Source organism: Azospirillum ramasamyi, from assembly GCF_003233655.1.
Lineage (GTDB): Bacteria > Pseudomonadota > Alphaproteobacteria > Azospirillales > Azospirillaceae > Azospirillum > Azospirillum ramasamyi.
In genome coordinates, this window is record NZ_CP029829.1 from 2,634,445 (window position 1) to 2,658,162 (window position 23,718).

General features: G+C 69.3%; 18 protein-coding genes and 2 tRNA genes. 12 read left to right on the top strand and 8 right to left on the bottom strand.

Annotated features, from left to right (window positions below; translation table 11 throughout):
* Window positions 1-124: 124 nt before the first annotated feature.
* The 6 genes from addA to DM194_RS12395 form a co-directional block, all read right to left on the bottom strand.
* Window positions 125-3,646, bottom strand: coding sequence for a double-strand break repair helicase AddA (addA, locus tag DM194_RS12370; RefSeq protein ID WP_111067572.1), 3,522 nt, complete (start codon window positions 3,644-3,646; stop codon window positions 125-127).
* Between the two features lie 214 nt (window positions 3,647-3,860).
* Window positions 3,861-6,824: a double-strand break repair protein AddB gene (gene addB / locus DM194_RS12375; RefSeq protein ID WP_111067573.1), complete on the bottom strand. Its 2,964-nt coding sequence runs from the start codon at window positions 6,822-6,824 to the stop codon at window positions 3,861-3,863.
* Between the two features lie 193 nt (window positions 6,825-7,017).
* Window positions 7,018-7,770, bottom strand: a complete 753-nt coding sequence (locus tag DM194_RS12380; protein WP_111067574.1) for a nucleotidyltransferase family protein — start codon at window positions 7,768-7,770, stop codon at window positions 7,018-7,020.
* Between the two features lies 1 nt (window position 7,771).
* On the bottom strand, window positions 7,772-8,800 hold the full coding sequence (locus DM194_RS12385; protein ID WP_111067575.1) for an aminoglycoside phosphotransferase family protein: 1,029 nt from the start codon (window positions 8,798-8,800) through the stop codon (window positions 7,772-7,774).
* Window positions 8,800-9,282 carry a tRNA (adenosine(37)-N6)-threonylcarbamoyltransferase complex ATPase subunit type 1 TsaE gene (tsaE, locus tag DM194_RS12390; protein ID WP_111067576.1) on the bottom strand — a complete coding sequence of 161 codons (483 nt, stop codon included), beginning with the start codon at window positions 9,280-9,282 and terminating at the stop codon, window positions 8,800-8,802. The genes DM194_RS12385 and tsaE overlap by 1 nt, the downstream gene beginning before the upstream one ends.
* A 55-nt stretch (window positions 9,283-9,337) precedes the next feature.
* Window positions 9,338-9,760, bottom strand: coding sequence for a hypothetical protein (locus DM194_RS12395; protein WP_111067577.1), 423 nt, complete (start codon window positions 9,758-9,760; stop codon window positions 9,338-9,340).
* Between the two features lie 284 nt (window positions 9,761-10,044).
* Between DM194_RS12395 and DM194_RS12400 the strand changes: the two genes are divergently transcribed.
* From DM194_RS12400 to DM194_RS12415, 4 genes are all read left to right on the top strand, one after another.
* On the top strand, window positions 10,045-11,082 hold the full coding sequence (locus DM194_RS12400) for an NAD(P)/FAD-dependent oxidoreductase (RefSeq protein WP_111067578.1): 1,038 nt from the start codon (window positions 10,045-10,047) through the stop codon (window positions 11,080-11,082).
* 271 nt (window positions 11,083-11,353) lie between these two features.
* Window positions 11,354-12,847: an ABC transporter substrate-binding protein gene (locus DM194_RS12405; RefSeq protein WP_111067579.1), complete on the top strand. Its 1,494-nt coding sequence runs from the start codon at window positions 11,354-11,356 to the stop codon at window positions 12,845-12,847.
* A gap of 36 nt (window positions 12,848-12,883) precedes the next feature.
* Window positions 12,884-13,834, top strand: a complete 951-nt coding sequence (locus DM194_RS12410) for an ABC transporter permease (protein ID WP_111067580.1) — start codon at window positions 12,884-12,886, stop codon at window positions 13,832-13,834.
* Between the two features lie 46 nt (window positions 13,835-13,880).
* On the top strand, window positions 13,881-14,705 hold the full coding sequence (locus DM194_RS12415; protein ID WP_246024220.1) for an ABC transporter permease: 825 nt from the start codon (window positions 13,881-13,883) through the stop codon (window positions 14,703-14,705).
* A gap of 54 nt (window positions 14,706-14,759) precedes the next feature.
* On the opposite strand, the gene DM194_RS12420 is transcribed toward DM194_RS12415, so the two are convergent.
* The gene (locus DM194_RS12420) at window positions 14,760-16,412 is read right to left on the bottom strand and encodes a hypothetical protein (RefSeq protein WP_111067582.1); all 1,653 of its coding nucleotides are present in this window, start codon (window positions 16,410-16,412) and stop codon (window positions 14,760-14,762) included.
* A gap of 178 nt (window positions 16,413-16,590) precedes the next feature.
* Window positions 16,591-17,085, bottom strand: coding sequence for a xanthine phosphoribosyltransferase (gene gpt / locus DM194_RS12425; protein WP_111067583.1), 495 nt, complete (start codon window positions 17,083-17,085; stop codon window positions 16,591-16,593).
* 244 nt (window positions 17,086-17,329) lie between these two features.
* Here gpt and DM194_RS12430 point away from each other — a divergent pair.
* The 8 genes from DM194_RS12430 (at window position 17,330) to dnaA (ending at window position 23,598) form a co-directional block, all read left to right on the top strand.
* Window positions 17,330-17,406, top strand: a tRNA-Arg gene (locus tag DM194_RS12430).
* Between the two features lie 185 nt (window positions 17,407-17,591).
* Window positions 17,592-17,668: transfer RNA gene (locus DM194_RS12435), tRNA-Arg, on the top strand.
* A 131-nt stretch (window positions 17,669-17,799) separates the two neighbouring features.
* Entirely contained in the window at window positions 17,800-18,750 is a 951-nt protein-coding gene (gene pip, locus DM194_RS12440) for a prolyl aminopeptidase (protein WP_111067584.1), read from the top strand.
* A 57-nt stretch (window positions 18,751-18,807) separates the two neighbouring features.
* Window positions 18,808-19,650 carry a bifunctional DNA-formamidopyrimidine glycosylase/DNA-(apurinic or apyrimidinic site) lyase gene (gene mutM / locus DM194_RS12445; protein WP_111067585.1) on the top strand — a complete coding sequence of 281 codons (843 nt, stop codon included), beginning with the start codon at window positions 18,808-18,810 and terminating at the stop codon, window positions 19,648-19,650.
* Window positions 19,651-19,662: 12 nt separating this feature from the next.
* Window positions 19,663-20,106 carry a hypothetical protein gene (locus tag DM194_RS12450; protein WP_111067586.1) on the top strand — a complete coding sequence of 148 codons (444 nt, stop codon included), beginning with the start codon at window positions 19,663-19,665 and terminating at the stop codon, window positions 20,104-20,106.
* 106 nt (window positions 20,107-20,212) lie between these two features.
* Window positions 20,213-20,989 (top strand): enoyl-CoA hydratase, encoded by a 777-nt coding sequence (locus tag DM194_RS12455; protein WP_111067587.1) that lies wholly within the window; start codon window positions 20,213-20,215, stop codon window positions 20,987-20,989.
* Window positions 20,990-21,184: 195 nt separating this feature from the next.
* Window positions 21,185-21,445 (top strand): 30S ribosomal protein S20, encoded by a 261-nt coding sequence (rpsT, locus tag DM194_RS12460; protein WP_044549314.1) that lies wholly within the window; start codon window positions 21,185-21,187, stop codon window positions 21,443-21,445.
* 611 nt (window positions 21,446-22,056) lie between these two features.
* Window positions 22,057-23,598 (top strand): chromosomal replication initiator protein DnaA, encoded by a 1,542-nt coding sequence (dnaA, locus tag DM194_RS12465; RefSeq protein WP_111067588.1) that lies wholly within the window; start codon window positions 22,057-22,059, stop codon window positions 23,596-23,598.
* The last annotated feature ends 120 nt before the right edge of the window (window positions 23,599-23,718 follow it).

Here is a 23,718-nt window from a genome sequence, read left to right on the forward strand (position 1 = left end):
CGCCGCGGACCGGTTGTGGAAGGCCGGCGGCCATCGCCCCGTCAGTGGAATTGAGCAAAATGTAGGGCGGAGGCGCCCGGCCGGTCAAGTCACCCCATCTTTCGGTGGACCCGCCGGCCGCCCCTCACCCCGCCCGCGGGGCCAGTCCCGCAGCCGCCGCGTCCAGCACCGATGGCGGCAACTCCATAGTATAGGGACCATCGGTCCACAGCAGCACGCAGCGCACCCGGCGGCCGGGGTAAACCGCACGCAACGCCTCGCGGTAGGCCGCCATCTGCCTCCGGTAAACCATTGGCACGTCTTCCAGATCCCTTGGCGGCGGACGGTTGGTCTTATAGTCGACGATCCACACCGTATCCCCGGTCAGAGCCAGCCGGTCGATGCGGCCGGCCAGCGCCCGGCTGCCGTCGCCCAGCGCCACCACGCCGACCAGGGGCACCTCCGCCCGCGAGTCCGGGCCGAACAGATGCGCGAACTCCGCATGGCTCAGCACCGCCAGCGTCTCGCGCGCGATGGCGTCCTGCTGCTCCGGCGTCAGCTTGTGCGCCGGGCGGGCGAGGAAGCGGCGGCAGGCGGTCTCCCGCGCCTTCTCCGCCAGATTGGGCAGCGTCTGCAACAGCCTGTGCACCAGCAGGCCGCGTCGGAAGCGCTGGCCGTCGTCGTTGCCCAGCGGGGAGCGCACAGCCGGTTCCTCGCCGTCCGGCCGCGACGGGGTCAGCGGGCGCGACGGCTCCGGCTCGCCCGGGGCCGGTTCGGCGATCCAGGGCGGCGGCGGCTCGGCGGACGCGCTCTCCTCCGTTTCGACATGGCGCGGCACCGCCGCGGTCTGGGCGCCGACCAGCCGCCAGCCCTCGCCGGCCCAGCCGCCGGCACACAGGCCGGTGAAGTCGAAGGGGTGCGGCACGCCGTTCTCGCGCATCGCCTCCTCGACCAGCCGGTACCAGCAGTCGTCGGACGGTTCGCGCTTGCCCTGATGGCCGCAGATGTAGAGCCGGTCCTCCGCCCGCGTCAGCGCGACATACAGCAGCCGGCGGTATTCCTGGTCGCGCCGCCGGTTGGCCCGCGCCCGCGCCTCGGCGCACAGCGCGTCCTCCTGGGACCGGCGGGCGGCGAACAGCGGCACCGGGCAGTCCTCGTCCGGCCACAGGATCGGCGGGCTCTGGGTCGGGCTGCCCAGCGTGTCGGGCAGGAAGACGATCGGCGCCTGCAACCCCTTGGAGCCGTGGACGGTCATGATCCGCACGGTGCCGCCGCCCTGTTCCAGCTCGCGCTTGATCTCCGCGTCGCTGGCCGCCAGCCAGGCGAGGAAATTCTGCAGCGACGGCGGCTCGGTCTTCTCGAAGGCTAGGCAGACGGCGAGGAACTCCTCGAGCGGATCCTGGGCGTCGGGGCCGAGCCGCTTCAGGATCGCGCGCCGCCCCGACCGCCCGTCGGCCGGGCAGGGCCGGTTGAGCAGCCCGGCGAACAGCTCGTACGGCGCCGAGAAGTCGGTGCGCGCCAGCAGGTCGCCCAGATAGCGCCGGGCCGGCCGGAACTCCGGTTCGGTTTCCGCCAGCGCCACCAGCGAGCGCCACAGCGTGCCGCGCCGGCCATGGGCGACGCGGAACAGCTCCTCCTCGCTCAGCCCGATCAGCGGCCCCTTCAGCACGGTGGCGAGCGTCAGATCGTCGTCGGGCAGCAGCAGGAAATCGGCCAGCGCCACCAGATCCATGACGGCCAGCTGTTCGGTCAGCACCATGCGGTCGACGCCGGCCACCGGCACGCCGCGGTCCTTCAGCGCGCGGACCAGTTCGGTGACGAAGGCGGTGCGGCGGCGGACCAGAACCATGACGTCGCCGGGCTGCACCGGCCGTCCCTTGGCCTCCAGCCTTTCGCCGCTGTCGATCCAGCGATGCACCGTCGCCGCGATGACCGAGGCGAGGCGGGCGGACGGCGAGTCGGCGGACTCGCGCGCCACCGGCGGCGCCCAGGCCGGCGTCTCGGTCGCCTCGGCCGGCTTCACCGGCGGCCAAAGCTCGACCAGTCCGGCCTGTCCGCGGCGGAAGGCGCGGTGGCGGATCACCGGGCTGGCCTCGGACGCCACGCCGTCGCGGGCACGGTCCAGCGCGAAGACGGCATCCACCGTCTCCAGCACCGCGGCGGTGGAGCGGAAGGAGATGTCGAGGTCCACCCCCGCCCATGTCCGTTGCGCCACCTCCGCCTTGTCCTGGAAATGGCGCCGCATGCGGGCGAATTCGGCCGGGTCGGCGCGCTGGAAGCTGAAGATCGACTGCTTCTCGTCGCCCACCGCGAAGACGGTGCGGATCTTGCCGTCGGGGGCGGCGGCCTCCAGCTCTGCGAAGAACTCGCCGGCCAGCGACGCGACGATCGCCCACTGGTCGGGGTTGGTGTCCTGCGCCTCGTCGATCAGGATATGGTCCAGACCGCCGTCCAGCTTGTACAGCACCCAGGGCACCCGCGGCGTTCCGTCCTTGCCGCTGAGCAGCCGGTTGGCCGCCAGGATCAGGTCGTCGTAGTCCAGCAGGGCGCGCGCCGCCTTGCGCTCGCGGTAGGCGTCCAGCATCGCCTGCGCCAGCGTCAGCAGGGCGGTGGTCGAGGCGGCGACGCCGGCGGCCTTCACCCGTTCCGAAATCTCCACGAGCCGCTCCGCCTCCTTCTGCAGGGACAGCAGAGCCTGCGGGTTGGCGGTGGCCGGCTTCTTGGTCATCAGCGTCTTGCGCGGGCTGCCCTCGGCGGTCAGGAACAGGCGCTTGTAGGCCTCGAACGCCCGCACCCGGCGGTCGGCGGCGTCCAGCCAGTGCTGGATGGCGATGCCGCGCTCCTGGTCGCCGGCGCTGCCGCCCGCCAATGCCCGGCAGGCCTCGCGCAGGGCCGGCGGGTCGCAGTGATCGTCGTGGCAGGCCCGGGTCAGGATCGATTCCTCGGTCACGCCCGGCGGCACCTGGAGGGTATCGTGGATGGCGTCGATCAGCCCATCCAAACCGTGGAAGCGTTCGAACAGCTTCTCCACCTGCCCGCGCTGGCTGGCCAGCTCCGCCAGCAGCTCGGCGAAATCCTCAGGATTCAGGTCGCCGGTCAGCCGGCCCATGGCGCGGCCGAGCGGGCTGTCCGGTTCGGTGCGGCCGGCATGCAGCACGGCGTCGCGCGCCTCGGTCAGCAGCCCGTCGGCGGTGCGCTCGTCCATCACGTCGAAATGCGGCGCCAGCTCGGCTTCCAGCGGGAAGCGGCGCAGCAGCGACTGGCAGAAGGCGTGGATGGTCTGGATCTTCATGCCGCCGGGGCAGTCCACCACCTGGGCGAACAGCCGCCGCGCGTTCAGCCGCGCCTCCATCGACGGCCGCTCGCCGCACAGGTCGGCCAGCCGGTCCTCCAGCGCCTCGTCGGGCAGGGTGGCCCACAGGCCGAGCGTCCGGTTGATGCGGATCGCCATTTCCGCCGCGGCGGCCTTGGTGAAGGTCAGGCACAGGATGCGGGCCGGCGGCGTGCCGGACAGCATCAGCCGCAGCACCCGGTCGGTCAGGACCTTTGTCTTGCCCGACCCGGCCGAGGCGCCGACCCACACCGACGCGGTCGGATCGGACGCCCGCCGCTGCGCCACGTTGGGATCGAGCGGCAGGCTGCGGGGGGGCAGTTCGGTCATGGTCATGGGCGGGGCTTCCGGTGCCGGGGCGAAATGCTCCCTCTCCCGTCCCGGGAGAGGGAAGGGGCCCATGCGGAGCATGGGAAGGGTGAGGGGGGAGGCAAGAAGCCGTGCGGTTTGGGAGGCTTGGGCCACCCCTCACCCTCCCCGCGCCTGCGGCGCGGGTCCCCTCCCTCTCCCGGGGTGGGAGAAGGCGGTTTCACGCCAACTCCACCCCCCATCACTCGCCCTCCCCGCCGCCCGACGACCATTCCTGGACGCGGGCGAGATGCGCGTAGTCGGTGTAACGCGGCGCCATCGCCGGACGGGGGCGGGAGCGGTAGGGGGTGTTCGGGTTGTCGAACTGCGCGATCAGCGCCTCCAGCCCGGTCCGCGCCTCCTCGCCCAATGCCGCCGGGTCGCCCTTCACCGGTTTTTCCTCGCCGGCCGGATCGCCGCCGGACAGGCGCCAGAAGGTCAGCTCGGCCACCGCGCCCTTGTCCACGCCGCTGAACCCGCCCGCCGCCGCGATGGCGGCCTCCAGCGGCAACTGCGGAGCGAAGCCCAGCTCGATCTCCCGCGCGCTCGGCGGGGTGCCGGTCTTGTAATCGATCACCACCAGCCCGTCCGGGCCGCGGTCGATGCGGTCGGCCTTGGCGGTCAGGGTGAAGGGGCCGCCGGGACCGGACAGTTCCAGCCGGCCCGGAACCTCGGTCGCCAGCGGGCGGATGCGGGGGCGGCGTTCGCGCTCCAGATCGACGAACCAGCCGGCCACCCGCTCGAACCGCGGCCACCAGAAGGCCCAGACGTCGGGATGGCTGCGCAGCAGCGGGCCGAAGCGCTCGCGCCCCAGCGCGATCAGCCGGTCGAGCGCATCATGGGGCAGCGGTCCGGGATACTCGCGGACGAAGGCGTCCAGCGTGTCGTGGATGATCTGGCCGCGGTCCGACGCCCCCGGATCGGCGGCGATGGGGTCGAGCGCCCGCAGCCGCAGGGCGTGCCGGGCGTAGATGGCGTAGGGATCGCGCATCCAGGCCTCGATCTCCGTCACCGACAGCTTGCGCGGCCGGGCGGTCAGCGGCGGGCGCGGTTCCGGCGCCGCCACCGGCTGCACCCGGTCCGGCTCGTCCAGCCCGCGCGCCCAGGCGAGCCAGCAGGCCCCGCGCTCCTCGATCAGGCCGTCCAGATTCACCGCCTTCAGCACGGTTTCCAGCCGCAGCAGCCAGCGCGACGGCACGGTCGGCGTGCCCTCCACCCGCGCGGCGCGGGTCAGCACCACTTCGGGCGCGCCGCAGGCATGGGCGAAGTCATGGGCCGACATGCCGACCAGCCGTTCCGGGCTGGGCAGGCCGAAATCGCGCCGCATCGGTCGCGACATCCAGGGATCGGCGGCTGCGGTCGGTGGCCAGGTCCCCTCGTTCAGCCCGCCCAGGATGGTCAGGTCGAGATGCTGGAGACGCGCTTCCATCGGACCCAGGATGAACAGGCGCGGATGCAGGCCGTAGCGGGGGCGCACCGCCCGCGCGCTCATCAGCGCGTCGAGCAGCGCCGGGTAATCCTTGGCCGGGATCGGCGGGAAGCCCGCCGCCGCGTCCAGCAGGTCGTGGACGAAGCGCGCCGCCTCCTCGCCGTCGTCCTGGCGCCAAAGCCGCTCCGCCCCGGTGAGCTCATCATCGGCGGCCAGCGCCTCGCAGAAGGCGACATGGGCGCGCACGAGGTCGGCCAGCGGGGTTTCGCCGTTCAGCGCCTCCAGGAAGGGGGCGGTGCGCCGGCCGATGTCGACCAGCCAGTCGCGCAGGAATTCCTGCTGCTCCTCATGATCGAAGCGCTCGGCCTGTTCCAGCGCCGCCAGCACGCCGTCGAAGCCTTCCGCCGGGCGCGGGCCGCGCAGCACCACACGCTCCAGCGCGCGGGCGGCGGCGCGGAAATCCGCCGAGTCGCGACCGCCGGCCGCCATCGGGTGCTTGGCCAGCGCCAGCAGGGCCAGCGGATGGACGCGGCTCGCCGCCAGTTCCGCCGTCAGCCGCAGATAGGTGCCGACAGCGGTGTGGGCGAGCGGCTGGCCGCCGGAGTCGTTGACCAGGATGCCCCAGCGCGCCAGCGCCATGGCGACCCGGCGCCCCAGGTTGCGGTCGGGGGTGATGAGGGCGGCAGTCTTCGTCGGCGTCTCCAGCGCATGGCGCATCAGCAGCGCGATGACCTGCGCCTCTTCCTCCGACGTGGCGGCGTCGATGCGGGTCAGCCCGTCCAGCGCCGAGGCGTCCACGCCCGACAACTCGCGCCAGCCCTCGGTGGTCGCCGCCGGGCGCATCGCCTCGGCGATCAGGCGGGCGCGGGCGCCGCGCGGCTCCGTCGCGTCGGTCCAGGGCTGTACCTCGGCGCGTTCGACGCCCAGCAGACGGATCAACTGCGACAGGCCATGCTGCGGGTGGGACTCGTCCTCCGCGATGGCGTCCCAGATGGTGTCGTCGGCGCCGGTGTCGAGGCCGGGCAGCACCACCGCTCCCTGCGGAAGCCGGGCGATGACCGCCAGCAGTTCCGTCGTCGCGGCGATGGAGCCGGTGGAGCCGGCGGCGATCACCATGCCCGGCGGCGGGGCGGCCTGCCAGAGTGCCGCCTGCGTCTCCAACGCCAGATTGCGGCGCTTGGCCGGGTCGGTCTCCCCGGTCGACTCGAGGATGGCGGGCCAGACCTCGGTGATGATGCGCAGGAATTTCAGGGTGACCTGCCAGTGCTCGGCATAATCCTCCGGCACCAGAGATTCGAGTTTCTCGAAGCCGGCGCGCTCGGTCCACACCGCGTCGATCAGCCGGCCCAGGTCGGCGCCCAGCCGCACCGCCTGCGCCGTGGTCGCCGACAGCCCGTCGGCGCCCAGGATCAGCCGCGCCAGCGTCATCTGCCGGTTGAGCGGCGAGATCGCTTCCGGCAGGTCGAGCGGGACGTCGGGCAGCTCCTCCTCGGTCAGGCTGAGGTCGCCGGCGTCGAGTTCGCCCAGCGGCGCCATCCGCGGCAGCAGGGTCGGTTGTCCGCCCGAACGGCGCAGGAAGGCCGCCTGCAGCGCCCGGCAGGCGCGCCGCGTCGGCAGCAGCACGGTGACCCCGGCCAATGCCATCGGGTCGCCGCCGACCCGCTCCATGATCCCCGCCGCCAGCATGTCGACGAAGGGCGCACCCGCGGGGATGCTGTAGACGTTGGGGTGGGTCATGGAGTGTCCGGACTGGTGCTTGATGGTGCTGGTGCCGGTTGCCCCCTCCCTAACCCTCCCCCGCCCTTGGCGGTGGAGGGGACTGCCGCCGTTTCGCGGAAGGCACCCTCTCCCGCGCTAGCGGGGGAGGGGTGGGGAGGGGGCATTCAGCAGCAACTCATTCGACAGAATGGATGATACCCCAATACCGCCCTCAATGCGCTACCGCCCGCACGCCGCCGATGGCGAGCAGATCCTCGGCCTCCTTCAATCCGGCGGGCGTGCCGATGTGGAACCACAGCCCGTCATGGGCAAGGCCGAACAGCCGCCCGGCCTCCTGCGCGCGGTCCCAGATCAGGTTGGTGGAAAAGGCGCCGTCCGGCGTATCGGCCGCGAACAGTTCCGGCTTCACGATCTGCACCCCGGCATAGACGAAGGGCGCCAGTTCGCGCTCGGCCCTGCGGGTCAGGCGGCCCAGCGGGTCCATATGATAGTCGCCGAGCCCGTCATAGCCGACCGCCTTGGTCGTCGCCATCAGCAGCAGCAGCGCGTCCATCTCCGCCGGGTTCCAATGGGCCGCGAGGCGGCGCAGCGCCGGCACCGGGCCGTCCAGCCAGAAGATGTCGGCATTCACCGTATAGACCGGCGCCTTGCCCAGATGGGGCAGGGCCTTCCTCACCCCGCCGCCGGTCTCCAGCAGCGTGTCCTCCGGCGACAGGGTGATGGCGGGCGCCGTCCGGTCCTTCAGGTGCTCGCCGATCATCGCGCCCAGATAGTGGTTGTTGACCACCGCCCGGCCGACGCCGGCCTCGGCCAGCCGGTCCAGCGCATGGTCCAGCATCGGCTTGCCCAGCACCGGGATCAGCGGCTTCGGCATGTGGTTGGTCAGCGGGCGCATCCGCAGGCCCTGGCCGGCGGCCAGCACCATCGCAATCTGGGGCGCTGTATCGGGAATGGTCACGGTCATCTCAGATCGTCTCCGGAACGACGAAGGCGGCGCGGGCATTCGGCGGCAGATGGCGGTCGAACCAGGCGGCGACCGGCGCAAGTTCCGGCTTCGCCAGCTGGGCCTCCAGCAGGCGCCAAACCCGCGGCAGATGGACAAGGTAGGACCGCCGCCCCTGGCTCAGCGCCAGACGGACGAAGATGGCGACGATCCGCGTGTGGCGCGCCGCCCCCAGAACCGCCATGGCGCGGCGGAAGGCGGCGGCATCGGTGTCGGGGAAGGCGGCGAGATAGCGGGCGACCATCGCCTCGGCCAGATCGGGCGCCACGTCGCGCCGCGCATCCTCCAGCAGCGAGACGAGGTCGTAGGCCCGAGGCCCCCAGCCCGCGCTCTGGAAGTCGATCAGCCCGGCCGCCCCTACGCCCGGCCGCGGCAGCCGCATCAGGTTGTCGACATGATAGTCGCGCAGCAGAAGCGACGGCGCACCGGCGCAGACCGGCTCCAGCACCTTCCGCCAAGCCATATCGAAGTCCGAACGATCCTCATCGCTCAAGGGGCGGCCCAGCGCCACCGGCACATAGGCATCGGTGAACAGCCTCGTCTGCGCGATGAACAGCGCCGGATCGTAGACGGGCAGGGCGAGGCGCTCCGCCGCCCCCTCCGGCCAGCCGCGATGGAGGACGATCAGCGCGTCGGTCGCCAACTCGTAGAGATGCTGCGGATCGGCACCGTCGGCCAGCAGGCGAGAGAATGTTTCGCTTCCGAAATCATCCTGGATCGCCAGGCCTCGTTCTGCGTCGGAGGCGATTACGGCGGGAACCGATAGCCCAATGGCCGCCAGTTCGGCACCGATGGCGATGAAGGGAAGGAGGTCGTCGGCCGGGGTCGGGGTGTCCACCAGGATCAGAGTTCCGCCATCAGCCTTGCGAAGCCGCTCGTAGCGACGGGCGGAGGCATCGCCGGCCAGCGGTTCGCGCAGGGCATCGGACAGGCCGTTGGCCGCCAGGAAGGCGGCGATCTCGTCTTCCCGCGTGGAGGTAGCAGCAGTCATCACAGCGTCCAGTCGGTGGCGGCCACCCGCGCCGCCAGCGCGCCAAGGCCGGTCAGCGTGGCGCGGCGGGCATCCGGCCCGTCATGCTCCATCGTCACCTCCACCCGGTCGGGAGGCAGCAGCGGACCCAGCCGGTCCGGCCATTCCACCAGCGAAACGGTCTCGGCCCGCGCATCGTCCCAACCCAGTTCATACACCTCGTCCGGTCCCGACAGGCGGTAGAGGTCGAAATGCCAGACCGGGCCGATTTCGGTGTCGTAGGTCTGCACCAGGGTGAAGGTGGGGGACGGCACCTCGGCGTCCTCATGGGTGACGCTGCGGATCAATGCCCGCGACAGCGCCGACTTGCCGGCGCCGAGATCGCCGCGCAGCGCCACGAGGTCGCCCGGCCGCAGGATGGCGCCCAGCCGGCGGCCCAGCGCCGCGGTGGCGGCCTCGTCCGGCAGCGATACGGCGACGGTGTAGGGAGGGATGTCCGACATGGCGAGGATACTGTGCGAAGCCGGCATCCGCCCGCAAGCCGTAAAGAAGGGTGGGTCAGCGGCCGACCCGCCGCTTCGGCGACAGCCGGTCCCCCACCCCCGCTCCCTCTGCCGCACCGGCCACCACCAGCCGCGGCGCCTTGTTGAAGTTCATGGTGATCATCAGCGTCAGCGCGCCGTTGATCAGGTGCAGCATCTTGTCCGATGCCACCGGCAGGGGAATGCGCCGGCCCATGCAATAGCCGACCAGCGCCGCCGTCACTTCGGCTTCGGCCAGCACCAGTTCGGTCACCGCGCCATTGTCGTCGGTGATGGACAGGCGGGTCTCGATGCCCTCCTGCTCCGGCCCCTCGCTGCGGTGGCAGACGATCCTGGACACGGTGCCGACCGGCAACGGATCCTTCACCCGGCGCCGGCGGTCGAGCACGGCCCGCACAACCTCCTGGTCGGTGAAGACCAGACAGCGAAGTTCCTTCATTCCGGGCCTCCACCCGACTGGCGTCCGGACCGGCCATCCGCCGCATACCCCTACTGTCCGCCTTGCACTCTCCGGCGCGCAATCGACAAATTTAAGCGAATTTATGCGAAATCCGCGCTGCCATGCCGGCCCAATACCCGGACCCATGCGCGACACAGCACCGCCATCCCCTTGCGGGGGGTTGACCCGGCCGGGAAATGCGGACAATGGAAAGACCGTTCGTCCACCTTTATCTTTCATCCGGCATCCTCCACCCGGCACCCCGTCTCAAGGAATTGGCTTCCATGTCGCAGACCGCATCCAGCCACGACGTCCTCACCACCGATGTCGTCATCGTCGGCGCCGGCCCCGTCGGCCTGTTCGCCGTGTTCGAATGCGGCATGCTGAAGATGCGCTGCCATGTGGTGGATGCGCTGGACATGGTCGGCGGCCAATGCACCGCGCTCTACCCGGAAAAGCCGATCTACGACATCCCGGCCCACCCCTCGATCGACGCGGCCGACCTGATCGACCGGCTGGCTGAACAGGCCGCTCCCTTCGCGCCCACCTATCACCTGGGCCAGCAGGTGGAAAAGCTGACCCGCCAGGACAGCGGGCGCTGGCTGGTGGAGACGAGCATCGGCACGAAGATCGACACCCAGGCGGTGATCATCGCCGCCGGCAGCGGCGCCTTCGGCCCCAACCGCCCGCCGCTCGACGGGCTGGAAGCGTATGAGGGCAAGTCGGTCTTCTACATGGTGCGCCGCCGCCAGGACTTCGCCGGCAAGAAGGTGGTGATCGCCGGCGGCGGCGACAGCGCGGTGGATTGGGCGCTGTCGCTGGCCGACGTCGCCGACCGCGTCTATGTCGTCCACCGCCGCCCCAAATTCCGCGCGGCCCCCGAAAGCGTCGCCCGCATGGACGCGCTGGTGCGCGAGGGGCGGATCGAGATGGTGGTGCCCTACCAGCTCTCCGGCCTGGACGGCGAGAACGGCCAGCTGACCGCCGTGCGCGTCGCCACGCTGGACGGCGAGGAAAAGGCGCTGCCGGCCGACGCGCTGCTCGCCTTCTTCGGCCTGTCGATGAATCTCGGCCCGATCGCCGACTGGGGCCTGGACCTGGAGCGCAGCCACATTTCGGTGGCCCAGCCCGGCTGCGCCACCAACGTGCCGGGCGTCTTCGCCATCGGCGACATCGCGACCTATCCGGGCAAGCTGAAACTGATCCTCTGCGGTTTCGCCGAAGCCGCCCAGGCCGCCCACTCCATCCGCCCGCTGGTCTATCCGGGCGAGGCGCTGCATTTCGAGTATTCCACGTCCAAGGGCGTGCCCGGCGCGGCCTGATCCTTAACGCGGATTGCAATCCGCTTTGGGCCGCGACGGCGGCTCCGGCCGCTCATGCGGCCGAAGCCCGACCGGCGAAAGAGGTCATGTGCCGAAGCCCGACCGGCGCATGAGGTCATGTGAATCCAAAGCGAATGCAAATTCGCTTTAGGCGTCCCACCCATGGGCCGAGCGGAAAGCGGGTGGGGCTTCGCTTGCGCTCTCCCCCGCCGCACCGCATCATCGCGGCAACGAAAACGTCGCCAACGACGAGACGGGGGAGTTTGCCATCATGTCGACCGCCAAGCAGCGCTTCACCCTGGCCGCCATCGCCGGACTGGCGCTGGCCGCCGCATCCCAAACGGCTCTGGCCCAGCCGCGCACCGACCTCGTCGTCGGCATGGCGCTGGAGCCGCCGCATCTCGATCCCACCGCCGGGGCGGCGGGCGCCATCAAGGAAGTCACCTACGCCAACCTGTTCGAACCGCTGCTGCGCGTCGATGGCGAGGGCAAGCTGATCCCCGGCCTGGCGGAGCGCTGGACCGTTTCGGATGACGGGCTGACCTACCGCTTCACCCTGCGGCCCAACGCGAAGTTCCACGACGGCACCACCGCCGATTCCGCCGACGTGAAGTTCACCCTGGACCGCGCCCGCGCCGCGGATTCGGTGAATGCGCAGAAGGCCTATTTCGCCCCGATCGCCAATGTGGAAACGCCGGACCCGCAGACGGTGGTCGTCACCCTGTCGCGCCCCGACGGCCTGTTCCTGTTCCACATGGCGAGCGGCGACGCCGCCATCGTCGCCCCGGAATCGGCGCCGACCAACAAGCAGAAGCCCGTCGGCACCGGCCCCTTCAAGTTCGACCGCTGGGTCGCCGGCGACCGCGTCGTGCTGGTCCGCAACCCCGATTATGACGGCGCGCAGCCCAAGCTGGACCGCGTCACCTTCCGCTTCATCAGCGACCCCGCCGCCCAGGTGGCGGCGCTGAAGGCCGGCGAGATCGACGCCTTCACCCTGTTCAGCACCTATGAGGCGCTGCCGGAGTTCCGCAACGATCCGCGATTCACCGTGACGGTCGGCTCGACGGAGGGCGAGACGGTCCTGTCCACCAACAACGCCCGCAAACCCTTCGACGATGTCCGCGTCCGCCGCGCCATGGCCCATGCCATCGACCGCAAGACGCTGATCGAGGGCGTGCTGTACGGCAACGGCGCCGCCATCGGCAGCCATTTCCCGCCGCACCGCGAGGGCTATGTCGACCTGACCGGGATGTATCCCTACGACCCGGTCAAGGCGAAGGCGCTGCTGGCCGAGGCGGGCTATCCCAACGGCTTCGACACCACCCTGCGCCTGCCGCCGCCGCCCTATGCGCGCCGCGGCGGCGAACTGGTCGCCGCCATGCTGGCCGAGGTCGGCATCCGCGCGAAGATCGAGCCGGTGGAATGGGCGGCCTGGCTGGAAAAGACGTTCAGGGGCAAGGACTACGACCTGACGATGATCGCCCACACCGAGCCGCTGGACATCGACATCTACGCCCGGCCCGACTACTACTTCAATTACAAGAGCGAGCGCTTCAACGCCCTGAACGAGGAGCTGAACCGCACCCAGGATCCGGTCAAGCGCAACGCGCTCTATGGCGAACAGCAGAAAATTCTGGCCGAGGATGCGGTCAACGGCTTCCTTTTCATGCTGCCGTCGGTGACGGTGCAGAAAGCCGGCCTGACCGGCATGTGGGTCAACCGCCCGGTCCAGGCCAACGACGTCACCAACGCCGCCTGGAAATAGCGTCGAGCAAGTAAGGCAAGTAAGGATAGACCCCGCGTGCCCGCTTTCCTGCTGCGACGGCTGGTCAGCCTGATCGTCACCGTCTGGCTGGCCACAATCGTGGTCTTCACCGTGCTGCAGCTGGTTCCCGGTGACCCGGCGCTGCTGATGCTGGGCGTCAATGCCCAGCCCGATACGCTGGCGGCATTGCGCAGCCAGATGGGTCTCGACCAGCCGATCCTTACCCGTTACCTCGACTGGGTCGGCGGGCTGGCGCGCGGCGACCTCGGCGTCAGCCTGACCTACGGCCGCCCGGTGGCGGAGCTGGTGGCGGAACGGCTGACGGTGACCCTGCCGCTGTCCCTGCTGTCCCTGGCCATCAGCACGGTGGTTGCCCTGCCGCTCGGCCTCTATGCCGCGGCCAGGCGGGGCAGGGGCGGCGACTGGGCGGTGCTGGGCTTCGCTCAGCTCGGCGTGTCGATGCCCAGCTTCTGGATCGCCATCCTGCTGATCCTGCTGTTCTCGCTGACCCTGCACTGGTTCCCGGCCGGCGGATTTCCGGGTTGGGACGGCGGCATCGGTCCGGCGCTGCATGCGCTGGTGCTGCCGGCCGTGGCGCTGGCCGTACCGGAGGCCGCCATTCTCGCCCGCGTCACCCGCACCGCCGTGCTCGACACGCTGGGCGAGGACCATATCCGCACCGCCCGCGCCAAGGGGGTGGGCCGCACGGCGGTCCTGCTGCGCCATGCCCTGCCCAATGCGCTGATCCCGGTGGCGACGGTGCTGGGGCTGCAGATCTCCTTCCTCGTCGCCGGCGCGGTGGTGGTGGAGAATGTCTTCACCCTGCCGGGGCTCGGCCGGCTGCTCTATCAGGCCATCGGCCAGCGCGACCTGATCGTCGTGCAGGGCGTGGTCGTGCTGCTTGCGCTGTTCGTCGTGCTGGTCAGCGCGCTGGTCGACATCGCCTGCGCGCTGGCCGACCCGCGGCCGAAGGGAGGGGCGTCGTGATCGGGGCGCAAGAGGAGTTGAGGGGGCATCGCCGATGGCAGTCCGCATGAGGCGCCTTCCCCTCTCCCTCCATCTCGGCGCCGTCCTGACCCTGCTGCTGGTCGCCATGGCGCTGCTGTCTCTGCTGTGGACGCCCTACCCGGCGGAGCAGGTGCGCGTGCTGGCCCGGCTGAAGCCGCCGAGCGCCGCCCATTGGCTGGGCACCGACCATTTCGGGCGCGACGTGCTGTCGATGATCATGGTCGGCGCCCGCAACTCGCTGGCGGTGGGGGCGGCGGCGGTCGGGCTCGGGCTGCTGGGCGGGGTGCCGCTCGGGCTGCTGGCCGCCGGGCTGGGGCGCTGGGGGGACGAGGTGATGGCGCGGCTGGGCGATCTGGTCTTCGCCTTCCCCGCCGTGCTGACGGCGATCCTGCTGACCGCGGCGCTGGGGGCCGGGGCCATCAACGTCGTGGTGGCGCTGGCCCTGTTCAACGCCGCGGTGCTGGCCCGCGTCACCCGTGGCGCGGCGCTGGCGGTGTGGCGGCGGCCCTTCGTCGGTGCGGCGCTGGCGCTGGGGCGGGGGCCGCTGTCAGTGACGCTGGTGCATGTGCTGCCCAACATCGCCGGCATCGTCGTGGTCCAGGCCACCGTCCTGTTCGCCATCGCCATCGTCAACGAGGCGGCGCTGAGCTATCTCGGTCTCGGCATCCAGCCGCCCAGCCCCAGCTGGGGCAAGATGCTGGGCGACGCCCAGACCTACCTGTTCACCGCGCCCTTGCAGGCGGTGTTCCCGGGTGTCGCCATTGCGCTCAGCGTGATGGGGCTGACGATGCTGGGGGATGGGCTGCGCGACTGGCTCGACCCGCGGCACCGGTCTTCGGGGATGATGTAGTCGGCGGGGGGAGGTGAGGTGGGGGTCTGACGTCGCAAGGAATGCTGCCCCCGCTCACCCCACCGGCCGCGTCCGCTCCGACAGCTCGATCAGGTCCATCAGTTCGTTGCTTTTCCAGTAGCGGGACTTGCCCACCTCGGTGCGCGCCGTGGCGACGAGGTCGTCGATGATCGCCTGCTCTTCCGCGCCCAGTTCGCCGCCGCGCTCCAGCCGATGCGACAGCAGGCGGGTCATGTTGTGGCTGAAGGTTGGGATCCAGGCGCTGACGCGCTGGCCGAACACCCCGGCGATGGCGTTGATGCGCAGAAGATGCTCCATCCGCTCGTCCAGCGGGTCGGCATCCTCGAACTTCATCGCCTTCTCGACATTGGCGCGCAGCTCCTCCAGCAGGTTTTCGCGCCATTTCACCAGATCGTAGGTCTCGAACCCGAAGTCGCGCGACATCGCCTGCCAGCGCCACAGCAGCCGGTCGAGCCAGACGACGTCGGCATGGTCGATCACCGGCTGGCGCCTGGCGGCGGCGGCCTGGGCGGAACGTTCCATCGCCACCGCGGCCACGCGCGCCCCGATGATCCTGGCCGCCTGGGTCCAGGCGTTGCGGAAGGCCGGCTCGCTGCGCCGGTCCTCCATCAGCCCGGCGGTGATGGCGGCGTGGATCAGCTGGTCGAGCCGCTGCACCAGCGCCTCCAGCCGCGCCTTCTCCTTGGCGCTGGGCCGGATGGCGGAGCCGGGCACCCGGTCGTTCAGCTTCAGGATGACGGTCAGCGCCGCGGTCAGCGCGCGGGTGACGCCGACGAAATGGCCGGTCAGCGCCGCGGTCATCGCATCGCCGCGGCCGGGATCGACGCCGCTCTGCCGGATATGGAGCGCCGCGACCGGATAATTGCGCTTCACCGTCAGCACGGACAGCGGCAGCAGGTTCGCCAGATCGTCGCCGCAGCGGTCGCGCAGCTGCTCCGTCGCGTCCAGCAGGATGTCGGCCAGCCGGTTCGCCTCCGCCTCGCCGCTGCAGGTGGCCGGGAAATTCTCCAGCCGCTCGGCGACCGGCTTCACCGCGCCTTCGGCATTGGCCAGAACCAGATGCATCAGCCGCAGCGTGCCGATGTCGATGGCCGGCGTCTTTTCCAGGAATCCCGACATCAGCCGGGTGCGGCGCGGCCGGTTGCGCGACAGGGCGGCCAGCAGTTCGTCCACCGATTTCCTGTTCGCCAGCACGGCGTCCAGATGCTTCACCGCGGCGACGCGCATCCGCTCCTTCATCACCATGGCGACGGGGGAGCGCAGGATGCGGTCGATCACGTCGCCGCGCGCCATCTCGTCCAGCGTCTCCTGCGCCTCCACCGCCAGCAGCGGGAAGGCGTCGCGGCTCAGCGCCTCCCACAGGGCGCCGACGTCGACCCGCTGCAGCATGCCGGGAATCGACAGGCCGGCGTGGTACAGGACGTCGTCGTCGATCAGGAAGGCTTCGAACAGGTTGGTGAACAGGCGTCTTGCGCGGTTGGTGCGCTGGCGGTTCAGGTACTCGATGACATATTGGCGGACGAGCTGGACCCGGTCGGTCGGCTCGCTGTCCATGCCCTCGATCTCGCTCAGCAGGCTGTAGACGAGGCTTGCCGGCAGCCGGGCCACCAGCGCGTCGATCTTCTGCCGCAGCTCGTCCTGGTGCAGTTCATCCGGGCGAATGTTGCCGGTCGAATCGTCGGTCATGCGCGGGCCGCCACGCGATGTTGGAAGGCGCTGGCGGGCGCAGGGACTCCGCCGCGCGTCATTTAGGACGAAAACGGTAAATTTTTACGTAATGAGTCCTAAACAGGCGAACGGGGTCACCGGCGCGATCCCCGCATGCCGCGGGCGGCCGCGCCGGTGGTTGTCCGTCAGCCGGCAGTCAGCCCTGGCGCAGCTTGGCGATCGGCTGCGAGAACTGCAGTTCGATGTCCCAGGGGAAGTGGATCCAGGTGTCCTGGCTGACTTCGGTGATGAAGGTGTCGACCAGGGGCCGGCCGGCCGGCTTGGCGTAGACGGTGGCGAAATGCGCCTTCGGCAGCAATTTGCGCACGACTTCCGCCGTCTTGCCGGTGTCCACCAGGTCGTCGATGATCAGCCAGCCCTCGCCGTCGCCGGCATTGGCGCCCTCGACACCCTTCAGCACCGTCGCATTGCGCTGCTTCTGGTGATCGTAGCTGGAGACACAGACGGTGTCGATCATGCGGATTTCGAGCTCGCGCGCGATGATCGCCGCAGGAACCATGCCGCCGCGCGTGATCGCGATGATGCCCTTCCACGGGCCACGGTCGATCAGGCGCCAGGCCAGCGCCTTGGCGTTGCGGTGGAGCTCTTCCCAGGACACCGGGAAATGCTTGTTGAAGGGGGCTTCGGCCACGGTGCTGACTCTCCAAAAACGGCAAGTGGACTGTATAACCCAGCCGCCGCCGCCCGGCAATCGGGCCGGCAATCAGGCCGGCAATCGGGGGTGCTTCGTGCGCGGTGGACCGGCCGTCGCAGGGGCGTCGCAAGGCCGGCGACAATTCGTGAAAAAAGCGCTTGCGGGGCAGGGGGTGTTTGAGTATGTTGCGCGCCTCGACGCCGACGGCCTGCCGCCGACGCCGGGACAGACGGTGGATAAAGCGCCCGTAGCTCAGCTGGATAGAGCATCAGACTACGAATCTGAGGGTCAGGAGTTCGAATCTCTTCGGGCGCGCCATCCTCCCCGTTTGACAATACAGGCCACCTCCGCGGTGGCCTTTGTCGTCTGGGGCACCGTCGAAATCCGCAAGAAAGCTTCGCGTTTTTCTTCGTGAAAAGCTCTTGCCTTCGATGACGGATTTGAGTAGGTTGCGCGCCTCGACGCCGGGGGACACTTCGACGGCGAGACGTTTGGTGGATAAGGCGCCCGTAGCTCAGCTGGATAGAGCATCAGACTACGAATCTGAGGGTCAGGAGTTCGAATCTCTTCGGGCGCGCCATCCTCCAAAGAGCCATGACCGACATGCAAGGCCGCCTCCGGGCGGCCTTTGTCGTTTCACGACTTCGTTGCTCTGGCGCGAGCCCCGGTGGCTCCTCTACACTTGCGGCCCGCACCACTGGATGCACGGCCATGCCCCGCAGCGACTTCTATCCGCCCATCGACCCGTACCAGACCGGCACGCTCGCCGTCGACGGGATCCACACGGTCTATTGGGAGCAGGCGGGCAACCCGCGCGGCGTGCCGGTGATGTTCCTGCATGGCGGGCCGGGGGCCGGGGCCTCGCCCACCCACCGCCGCTTCTTCGACCCCGCCCATTACCGCATCGTCGTGATGGACCAGCGCGGGGCCGGCCGCTCCACGCCCTTGGGCGAAACGCGCGAGAACACCACGGAGAGGCTGATCGAGGACATCGAGACGCTGCGCCGGCATCTGGGGATCGAGCGCTGGCACCTGTTCGGCGGCTCCTGGGGATCGACGCTGGCGCTCGCCTATGCGCAGACCCATCCGGAGCGCTGCCTGGGCCTGATCCTGCGCGGCATCTTCCTGATGCGGAAGAGCGAGATCGACTGGTTCCTCTATTCCATGCGCGTGCTGTTCCCCGAAGCCTGGGCCGCCTTCGCCGGCCATATCCCGGAGGACGAGCGCGGCGACCTGCTGGAGGCGTATTGGAAGCGGCTCGACTCGCCGGATTCGATGGTTCGCATGGCGGCGGCGCGGGTGTGGAGCATCTATGAGGGCAGCTGTTCGTCCCTGCTGCCGTCGCCCGACCTGATCGCCGCCAGCGGCGAGGACCGCCACGCCCTGGGGCTGGCGCGGATCGAGGCGCATTACTTCCGCTCCAACCGCTTCACGCCGGAAGACAAGCTGCTGCGCGACGTCCACCGCATCCGCCATCTGCCGGGGGTGATCGTCCAGGGCCGCTACGACATCGTTTGCCCGACGATCTCCGCCGACGCGCTGCACCGCGCCTGGCCGGAGGCCGATTACCGCATCGTCCCCGACGCCGGCCATTCCGCCATGGAGCCCGGCATCCGCACGGCGCTTATCCAGGCGACGGAGCGGTTCAAGGAATATCGTTGACGCTCTCCGTGACGCCCCGGGCTTTAACTTCGATCCCTTCCACCCCACACTCTGCCGATGCCTGAACTTCCCGAAGTCGAGACGGTGTGCCGGGGCCTCGCCCCGCACCTCGAAGGCCGGCGGCTGGTCCGTGTGGAGCAGCGGCGGCCGAACCTGCGCACCCCCTTTCCGCCGCGCTTCTGCGAGAGGCTGACCGGCCGGCGCATCGAGTCGGTGCGGCGGCGGGCCAAATACATCCTGATGCATCTGGATGACGGCGGCGTGCTGATCGCCCATCTCGGCATGTCCGGCCGCATGATCATCGCGCCGGAGCGCCCCGAATCCTACGACAAGCACGACCATGTGGTGTTCGAGACCGACGCCGGCACCGTCGTCACCTTCAACGACGCCCGCCGTTTCGGCCTGATGGACCTGACGGTGGCGGACGCGCTGGGCGACCATCCGATGCTGCGCAACCTGGGGCCGGAGCCGCTGGGCAACGAATTCTCCGGCCCGGAGCTCGCCCGCCGTCTGGCCGGCAGGATGACGCCGATCAAGGCCGCCCTGCTGGACCAGAGCGTCGTCGCCGGCCTCGGCAACATCTATGTGTCGGAGGCGCTGTACCAGTCCGGCATCCTGCCCACCCGCAGCGCCGCCAGCCTGACCGGCGAAGAGGCCGACCGTCTCGCCAATGCGGTGCGCGAGGTGCTGGAGCGCGCCATCGCCGCCGGCGGCTCCTCGCTCCGCGACTACCGGCAGGCGTCGGGAGAGCTGGGCTATTTCCAGCACCAGTTCGCCGTCTACGATCGGGAGGGGGAGGGATGCCCCGATTGCGACTGCGACCGTACCCGGACGGGAGGCATTCAGCGGATTGTACAGTCAGGCCGCTCGACTTTCTTTTGTGCGGCGCGCCAACGGTGATATAGCTGGGGCATGACGGCTCTACCGGCCATGCTCCGGGCGGCGTCCGCCGCTTTCCTCCTTGCCGGCCCCGCGGTCGCGGGCCTGGGGAGCTTCCTTATTCCCATTCCTCCGGCATTCGCCGCCCAACTGGCCGCTGCCGACTCCGGGCCGTTCGTCCCCGGCTTCACCGACGTTCCGGTGATGCCCGGGCTGGCGACCGCCGAATCGGAGCCGCTGGTCTTCGACAAGCCGGGCGGGCGGATCGTCCAGGCCGTGCTGTCGGGGGAGGTGCCGCGCCAAGCGGTGCTGGCCTTCTACGACCAGACCCTGCCGCAGCTGGGCTGGCGCCGGGCATCCGACCGCGTCTTCGTCCGCGAGGGCGAGGAACTGCGGCTGGAATTCCCCCAGCAGACCCCCAAACAGGCCAAGTCCAAGGCCGCGACCGCCGTCCGCTTCACTTTGACGCCGCGCTGACGGCGGGCACACCCGCCATATTCGCGCAAATTCCAGATCGACACCCCTACACAACCACGAGTCCCGGAAGCAACCGGGCTCGCCCCATCGGGAGAGTGCTGCAGCCATGTCGTATGAAACCATCCTCGTCGAGACCCGCGGCCCCGTCGGCCTGATCACCCTCAACCGTCCGAAGGCTCTGAACGCGCTGTGCGACCAGCTGGTGACCGAGCTGGGTCGGGCTCTCGATGATTTCGAGGCCGACAGCGCCATCGGCGCCATCGTCGTGACCGGATCGGAGCGTGCCTTCGCCGCCGGCGCCGACATCAAGGAGATGGCCGGCTTCTCCTATATGGATGTCTACAATTCCAACTTCATCACCGCGAAGTGGGAGCGGCTGGCCAAGTGCCGCAAGCCGACCATCGCCGCGGTCGCCGGCTTCGCGCTGGGCGGCGGCTGCGAGCTGGCGATGATGGCCGACTTCATCCTGGCCGCCGACACCGCCAAGTTCGGCCAGCCGGAGGTCACCATCGGCACCATCCCCGGCGCCGGCGGCACCCAGCGCCTGACCCGCTTCGTCGGCAAGTCCAAGGCGATGGAGATGGTCCTGACCGGCCGCATGATCGACGCCGCCGAGGCCGAGCGTTGCGGCCTCGTCTCCCGCATCGTCCCGGCCGCCGAGCTGGTGGAGGAGGCGGTGAAGGTCGCCACCAAGATCGCCTCGCTGTCGCAGCCGGTCATCGCCATGGCCAAGGAAGCGGTCAACGTCGCCTATGAGTCGACCCTGGCCGAGGGCATCCGTTTCGAGCGCCGCCTGTTCCATTCGACCTTCGCCACCGAAGATCAGAAGGAAGGCATGGCGGCCTTCGCCGAGAAGCGGCAGCCCGGCTGGAAGAATCGCTGAGTCGTCGAACACCCTTCGACTCTGCCGCCTGAGCCATCCCCTGCATCTTGCGGGGGATGGACCAGATCCCATCAAGATGTCGTCCGCGTACGATTAGTCAAAATCATCGGGCGTCCACGCCTTGACTCGCGGTGCGCTGCCGCGTATAAGGCGCGCTCGCATCACGACAGCCGTGTCGTTCGGAGTAGGGTTTCCATGGCCAATCATAAGTCCGCTGAAAAGCGCATTCGTCAGACCGAGCGTCGCACGGAAGTCAACCGTGCCCGCATCAGCCGCATCCGCTCCTTCGTGAAGAAGGTCGAGGGCGCGATCCAGAGCGGCGACAAGTCCGCTGCCGCCGACGCGTTCAAGTCCGCTCAGCCGGAGCTGATGCGCGGCGTGTCCAAGGGCGTGCTGCACAAGAACACCGTGTCGCGCAAGCTGTCGCGTCTGTCGGCTGCGATCAAGGCTCTCTGATAGAGCTTTCATCCGCTGGTTTCAAAAAGCCGCGCCCGTGACTCGGGGCGCGGCTTTTTGCGTTTAAAGTAAATGTATGGGTAATCGACAATTGTCTTAGATTGTTGTTAGGCGCGCTTATGAGATTCGGGATCGGCCTTGTGGTTAGAACGATGGTTTTTATCTTTTTAGGCCGTTCGCCATCTGTCCCATTGCCAGATTTCGTTGGTATGGTTAGACTTTTGCTCCAATTCGGCAGAGCCAAATGGGGTGATGCAACACTCTGTGGCCGGCCGAACACAGAAGTGAAATACTGAAGGTCTTACGCAGGATCGGGGCTTGTTGAGTCCCGGTCGATCGCACGATCTTCTTTTACTTACAAGCTGTCGCGCTTGGGGCGGGATTTACAATCCCGTCGACTCATGCGTGTGCGTTTTGGGTATAATGTTCCGTTCGGGGTCAACCCTGCCTGGATTCGTCCGGGCGGGACCAGGCGGGCGGCCGGGGCACCAGTCGGCGGACACATCTTCGGTGTGTGCGGCACCGGTGCCGGCTGTCCCGGCCGCGGGGTCGCTCCCGCGCCGCCTCGGCGGTGGGGGCTGGCCGGGGGGAAGGAGCGGGAGTAAGGGAGCATGTCGGTCGGCGTGTCGTTGGATCAGCAGTGGGCGCGCATTCGCGGACGCCTGAAGGAAGAGGTGGGCGAGATCGCCTACCGGAGCTGGCTTCAGCCGCTGTCCGTCGCCAGCCTTGTCGGCGGCGAGGTGTGCATCGTCGTGCCCACGCGCTTCATGCGCGACTGGGTGCTGACCCACTATGCCGACCGCATCCGCGCCCTCTGGTCCGGCGAGAATCCGGAAGTCCAGTCGATCGACGTCATCGTCGCCTCCACCAACCCGCCCGCGGCGCTGGTCGCCGACAATGACGACAACGGCGACGGCCGCCCCGCTCCGGCGCCCCGTGCCCAAGGCGCCCAAGATTCCCGTTTCGCCGAGTCGCGCCCGGCGCCCCGTCCGGCACCGCCCCCGCGTCCGGCCGATGGCGGCCTTGCCGCGGATTCTGCCCCGTCGACCGTCTACACCTCGGCTTCCTATGGCGGGGCGTCGGACGAATCGCCGAACGCCGTCCCGGCGATCCTGGAGGACCGGTCCGACCTGTCCGCCGCGCTCGACCCGCGCTTCACCTTCGAGAATTTCGTCGTCGGCAAGCCGAACGAACTGGCCCATGCCGCAGCCCGCCGCGTCGCCGACGCCACCACCGTGACCTTCAACCCGCTGTTCCTCTATGGCGGAGTCGGGCTGGGCAAGACCCACCTGATGCACGCGCTGGCCTGGCAGATCCGCAAGAACGACCCGAACCGCAAGGTGCTGTACCTGTCGGCCGAGAAGTTCATGTACCAGTTCATCCGGGCGCTGCGCTTCAAGGACACCATGGCCTTCAAGCAGCAGTTCCGCTCGGTCGACGTGCTGATGATCGACGACGTGCAGTTCATCAGCGGCAAGGACTCCACGCAGGAGGAGTTCTTCCACACCTTCAACGCGCTGGTCGACCAGAACCGGCAGGTCATCATCTCCGCCGACAAGAGCCCGTCCGACCTGGAAGGCATGGAGGAGCGGCTGCGCTCCCGCCTCGGCTGGGGGCTGGTCGCCGATATCCACCCGACCACCTACGAACTGCGGCTGGGCATCCTCCAGGCCAAGGCCGACGCGCTCCAGGCCAGCATCCCGCTGAAGGTGCTGGAGTTCCTGGCCCACAAGATCACGTCCAACGTGCGCGAGCTGGAAGGGGCGCTGAACCGCATCGTCGCCCATGCCGAGCTGGTCGGCCGCTCCATCTCGCTGGAGACGACGCAGGAGGTGCTGCACGACCTGCTGCGCGCCAACGACCGCCGCGTCACCATCGACGAGATCCAGAAGCGGGTGGCGGAGCATTACAACATCCGCGTCGCCGACATGCATTCCGCCCGCCGCGCCCGCGCGGTGGCCCGCCCGCGCCAGATCGCCATGTATCTGGCCAAGCAGCTGACCGCCCGCTCCCTGCCGGAGATCGGCCGCAAGTTCGGCGGCCGCGACCACACCACGGTCATGCACGCGGTCAAGAAGGTGGACGAACTGCGCGCCACCGATCCGTCCTTCGCCGAAGACGTTGAACTGTTGCGCCGGATGCTCGAAAGCTGACAATCGTTCGATATCGTCGGGCGCAAGATTCGACTTGCCCCCGCCAATATGGGTTGCCGATCAATCGCGGTGCGCCGCCGTGCCAGTCGGCATGGATACCGGCGATCATCAATGACCGCC

Excerpts from the sequence above, each read along its gene's own strand:
- rpsT (WP_044549314.1), top strand. The coding sequence starts at position 21,185 with ATGGCCAATCATAAGTCCGCTGAAAAGCGCATTCGTCAGACCGAGCGT.
- tsaE (WP_111067576.1), bottom strand. The coding sequence starts at position 9,282 with ATGTCGGACATCCCTCCCTACACCGTCGCCGTATCGCTGCCGGACGAG.
- DM194_RS12455 (WP_111067587.1), top strand. The coding sequence starts at position 20,213 with ATGTCGTATGAAACCATCCTCGTCGAGACCCGCGGCCCCGTCGGCCTG.
- DM194_RS12420 (WP_111067582.1), bottom strand. The coding sequence starts at position 16,412 with ATGACCGACGATTCGACCGGCAACATTCGCCCGGATGAACTGCACCAG.
- addA (WP_111067572.1), bottom strand. The coding sequence starts at position 3,646 with ATGACCATGACCGAACTGCCCCCCCGCAGCCTGCCGCTCGATCCCAAC.
- DM194_RS12380 (WP_111067574.1), bottom strand. The coding sequence starts at position 7,770 with ATGACCGTGACCATTCCCGATACAGCGCCCCAGATTGCGATGGTGCTG.
- DM194_RS12400 (WP_111067578.1), top strand. The coding sequence starts at position 10,045 with ATGTCGCAGACCGCATCCAGCCACGACGTCCTCACCACCGATGTCGTC.
- DM194_RS12450 (WP_111067586.1), top strand. The coding sequence starts at position 19,663 with ATGACGGCTCTACCGGCCATGCTCCGGGCGGCGTCCGCCGCTTTCCTC.
- mutM (WP_111067585.1), top strand. The coding sequence starts at position 18,808 with ATGCCTGAACTTCCCGAAGTCGAGACGGTGTGCCGGGGCCTCGCCCCG.
- dnaA (WP_111067588.1), top strand. The coding sequence starts at position 22,057 with ATGTCGGTCGGCGTGTCGTTGGATCAGCAGTGGGCGCGCATTCGCGGA.
- pip (WP_111067584.1), top strand. The coding sequence starts at position 17,800 with ATGCCCCGCAGCGACTTCTATCCGCCCATCGACCCGTACCAGACCGGC.
- addB (WP_111067573.1), bottom strand. The coding sequence starts at position 6,824 with ATGACCCACCCCAACGTCTACAGCATCCCCGCGGGTGCGCCCTTCGTC.
- DM194_RS12415 (WP_246024220.1), top strand. The coding sequence starts at position 13,881 with ATGAGGCGCCTTCCCCTCTCCCTCCATCTCGGCGCCGTCCTGACCCTG.
- DM194_RS12395 (WP_111067577.1), bottom strand. The coding sequence starts at position 9,760 with ATGAAGGAACTTCGCTGTCTGGTCTTCACCGACCAGGAGGTTGTGCGG.
- DM194_RS12405 (WP_111067579.1), top strand. The coding sequence starts at position 11,354 with ATGTCGACCGCCAAGCAGCGCTTCACCCTGGCCGCCATCGCCGGACTG.
- DM194_RS12385 (WP_111067575.1), bottom strand. The coding sequence starts at position 8,800 with ATGACTGCTGCTACCTCCACGCGGGAAGACGAGATCGCCGCCTTCCTG.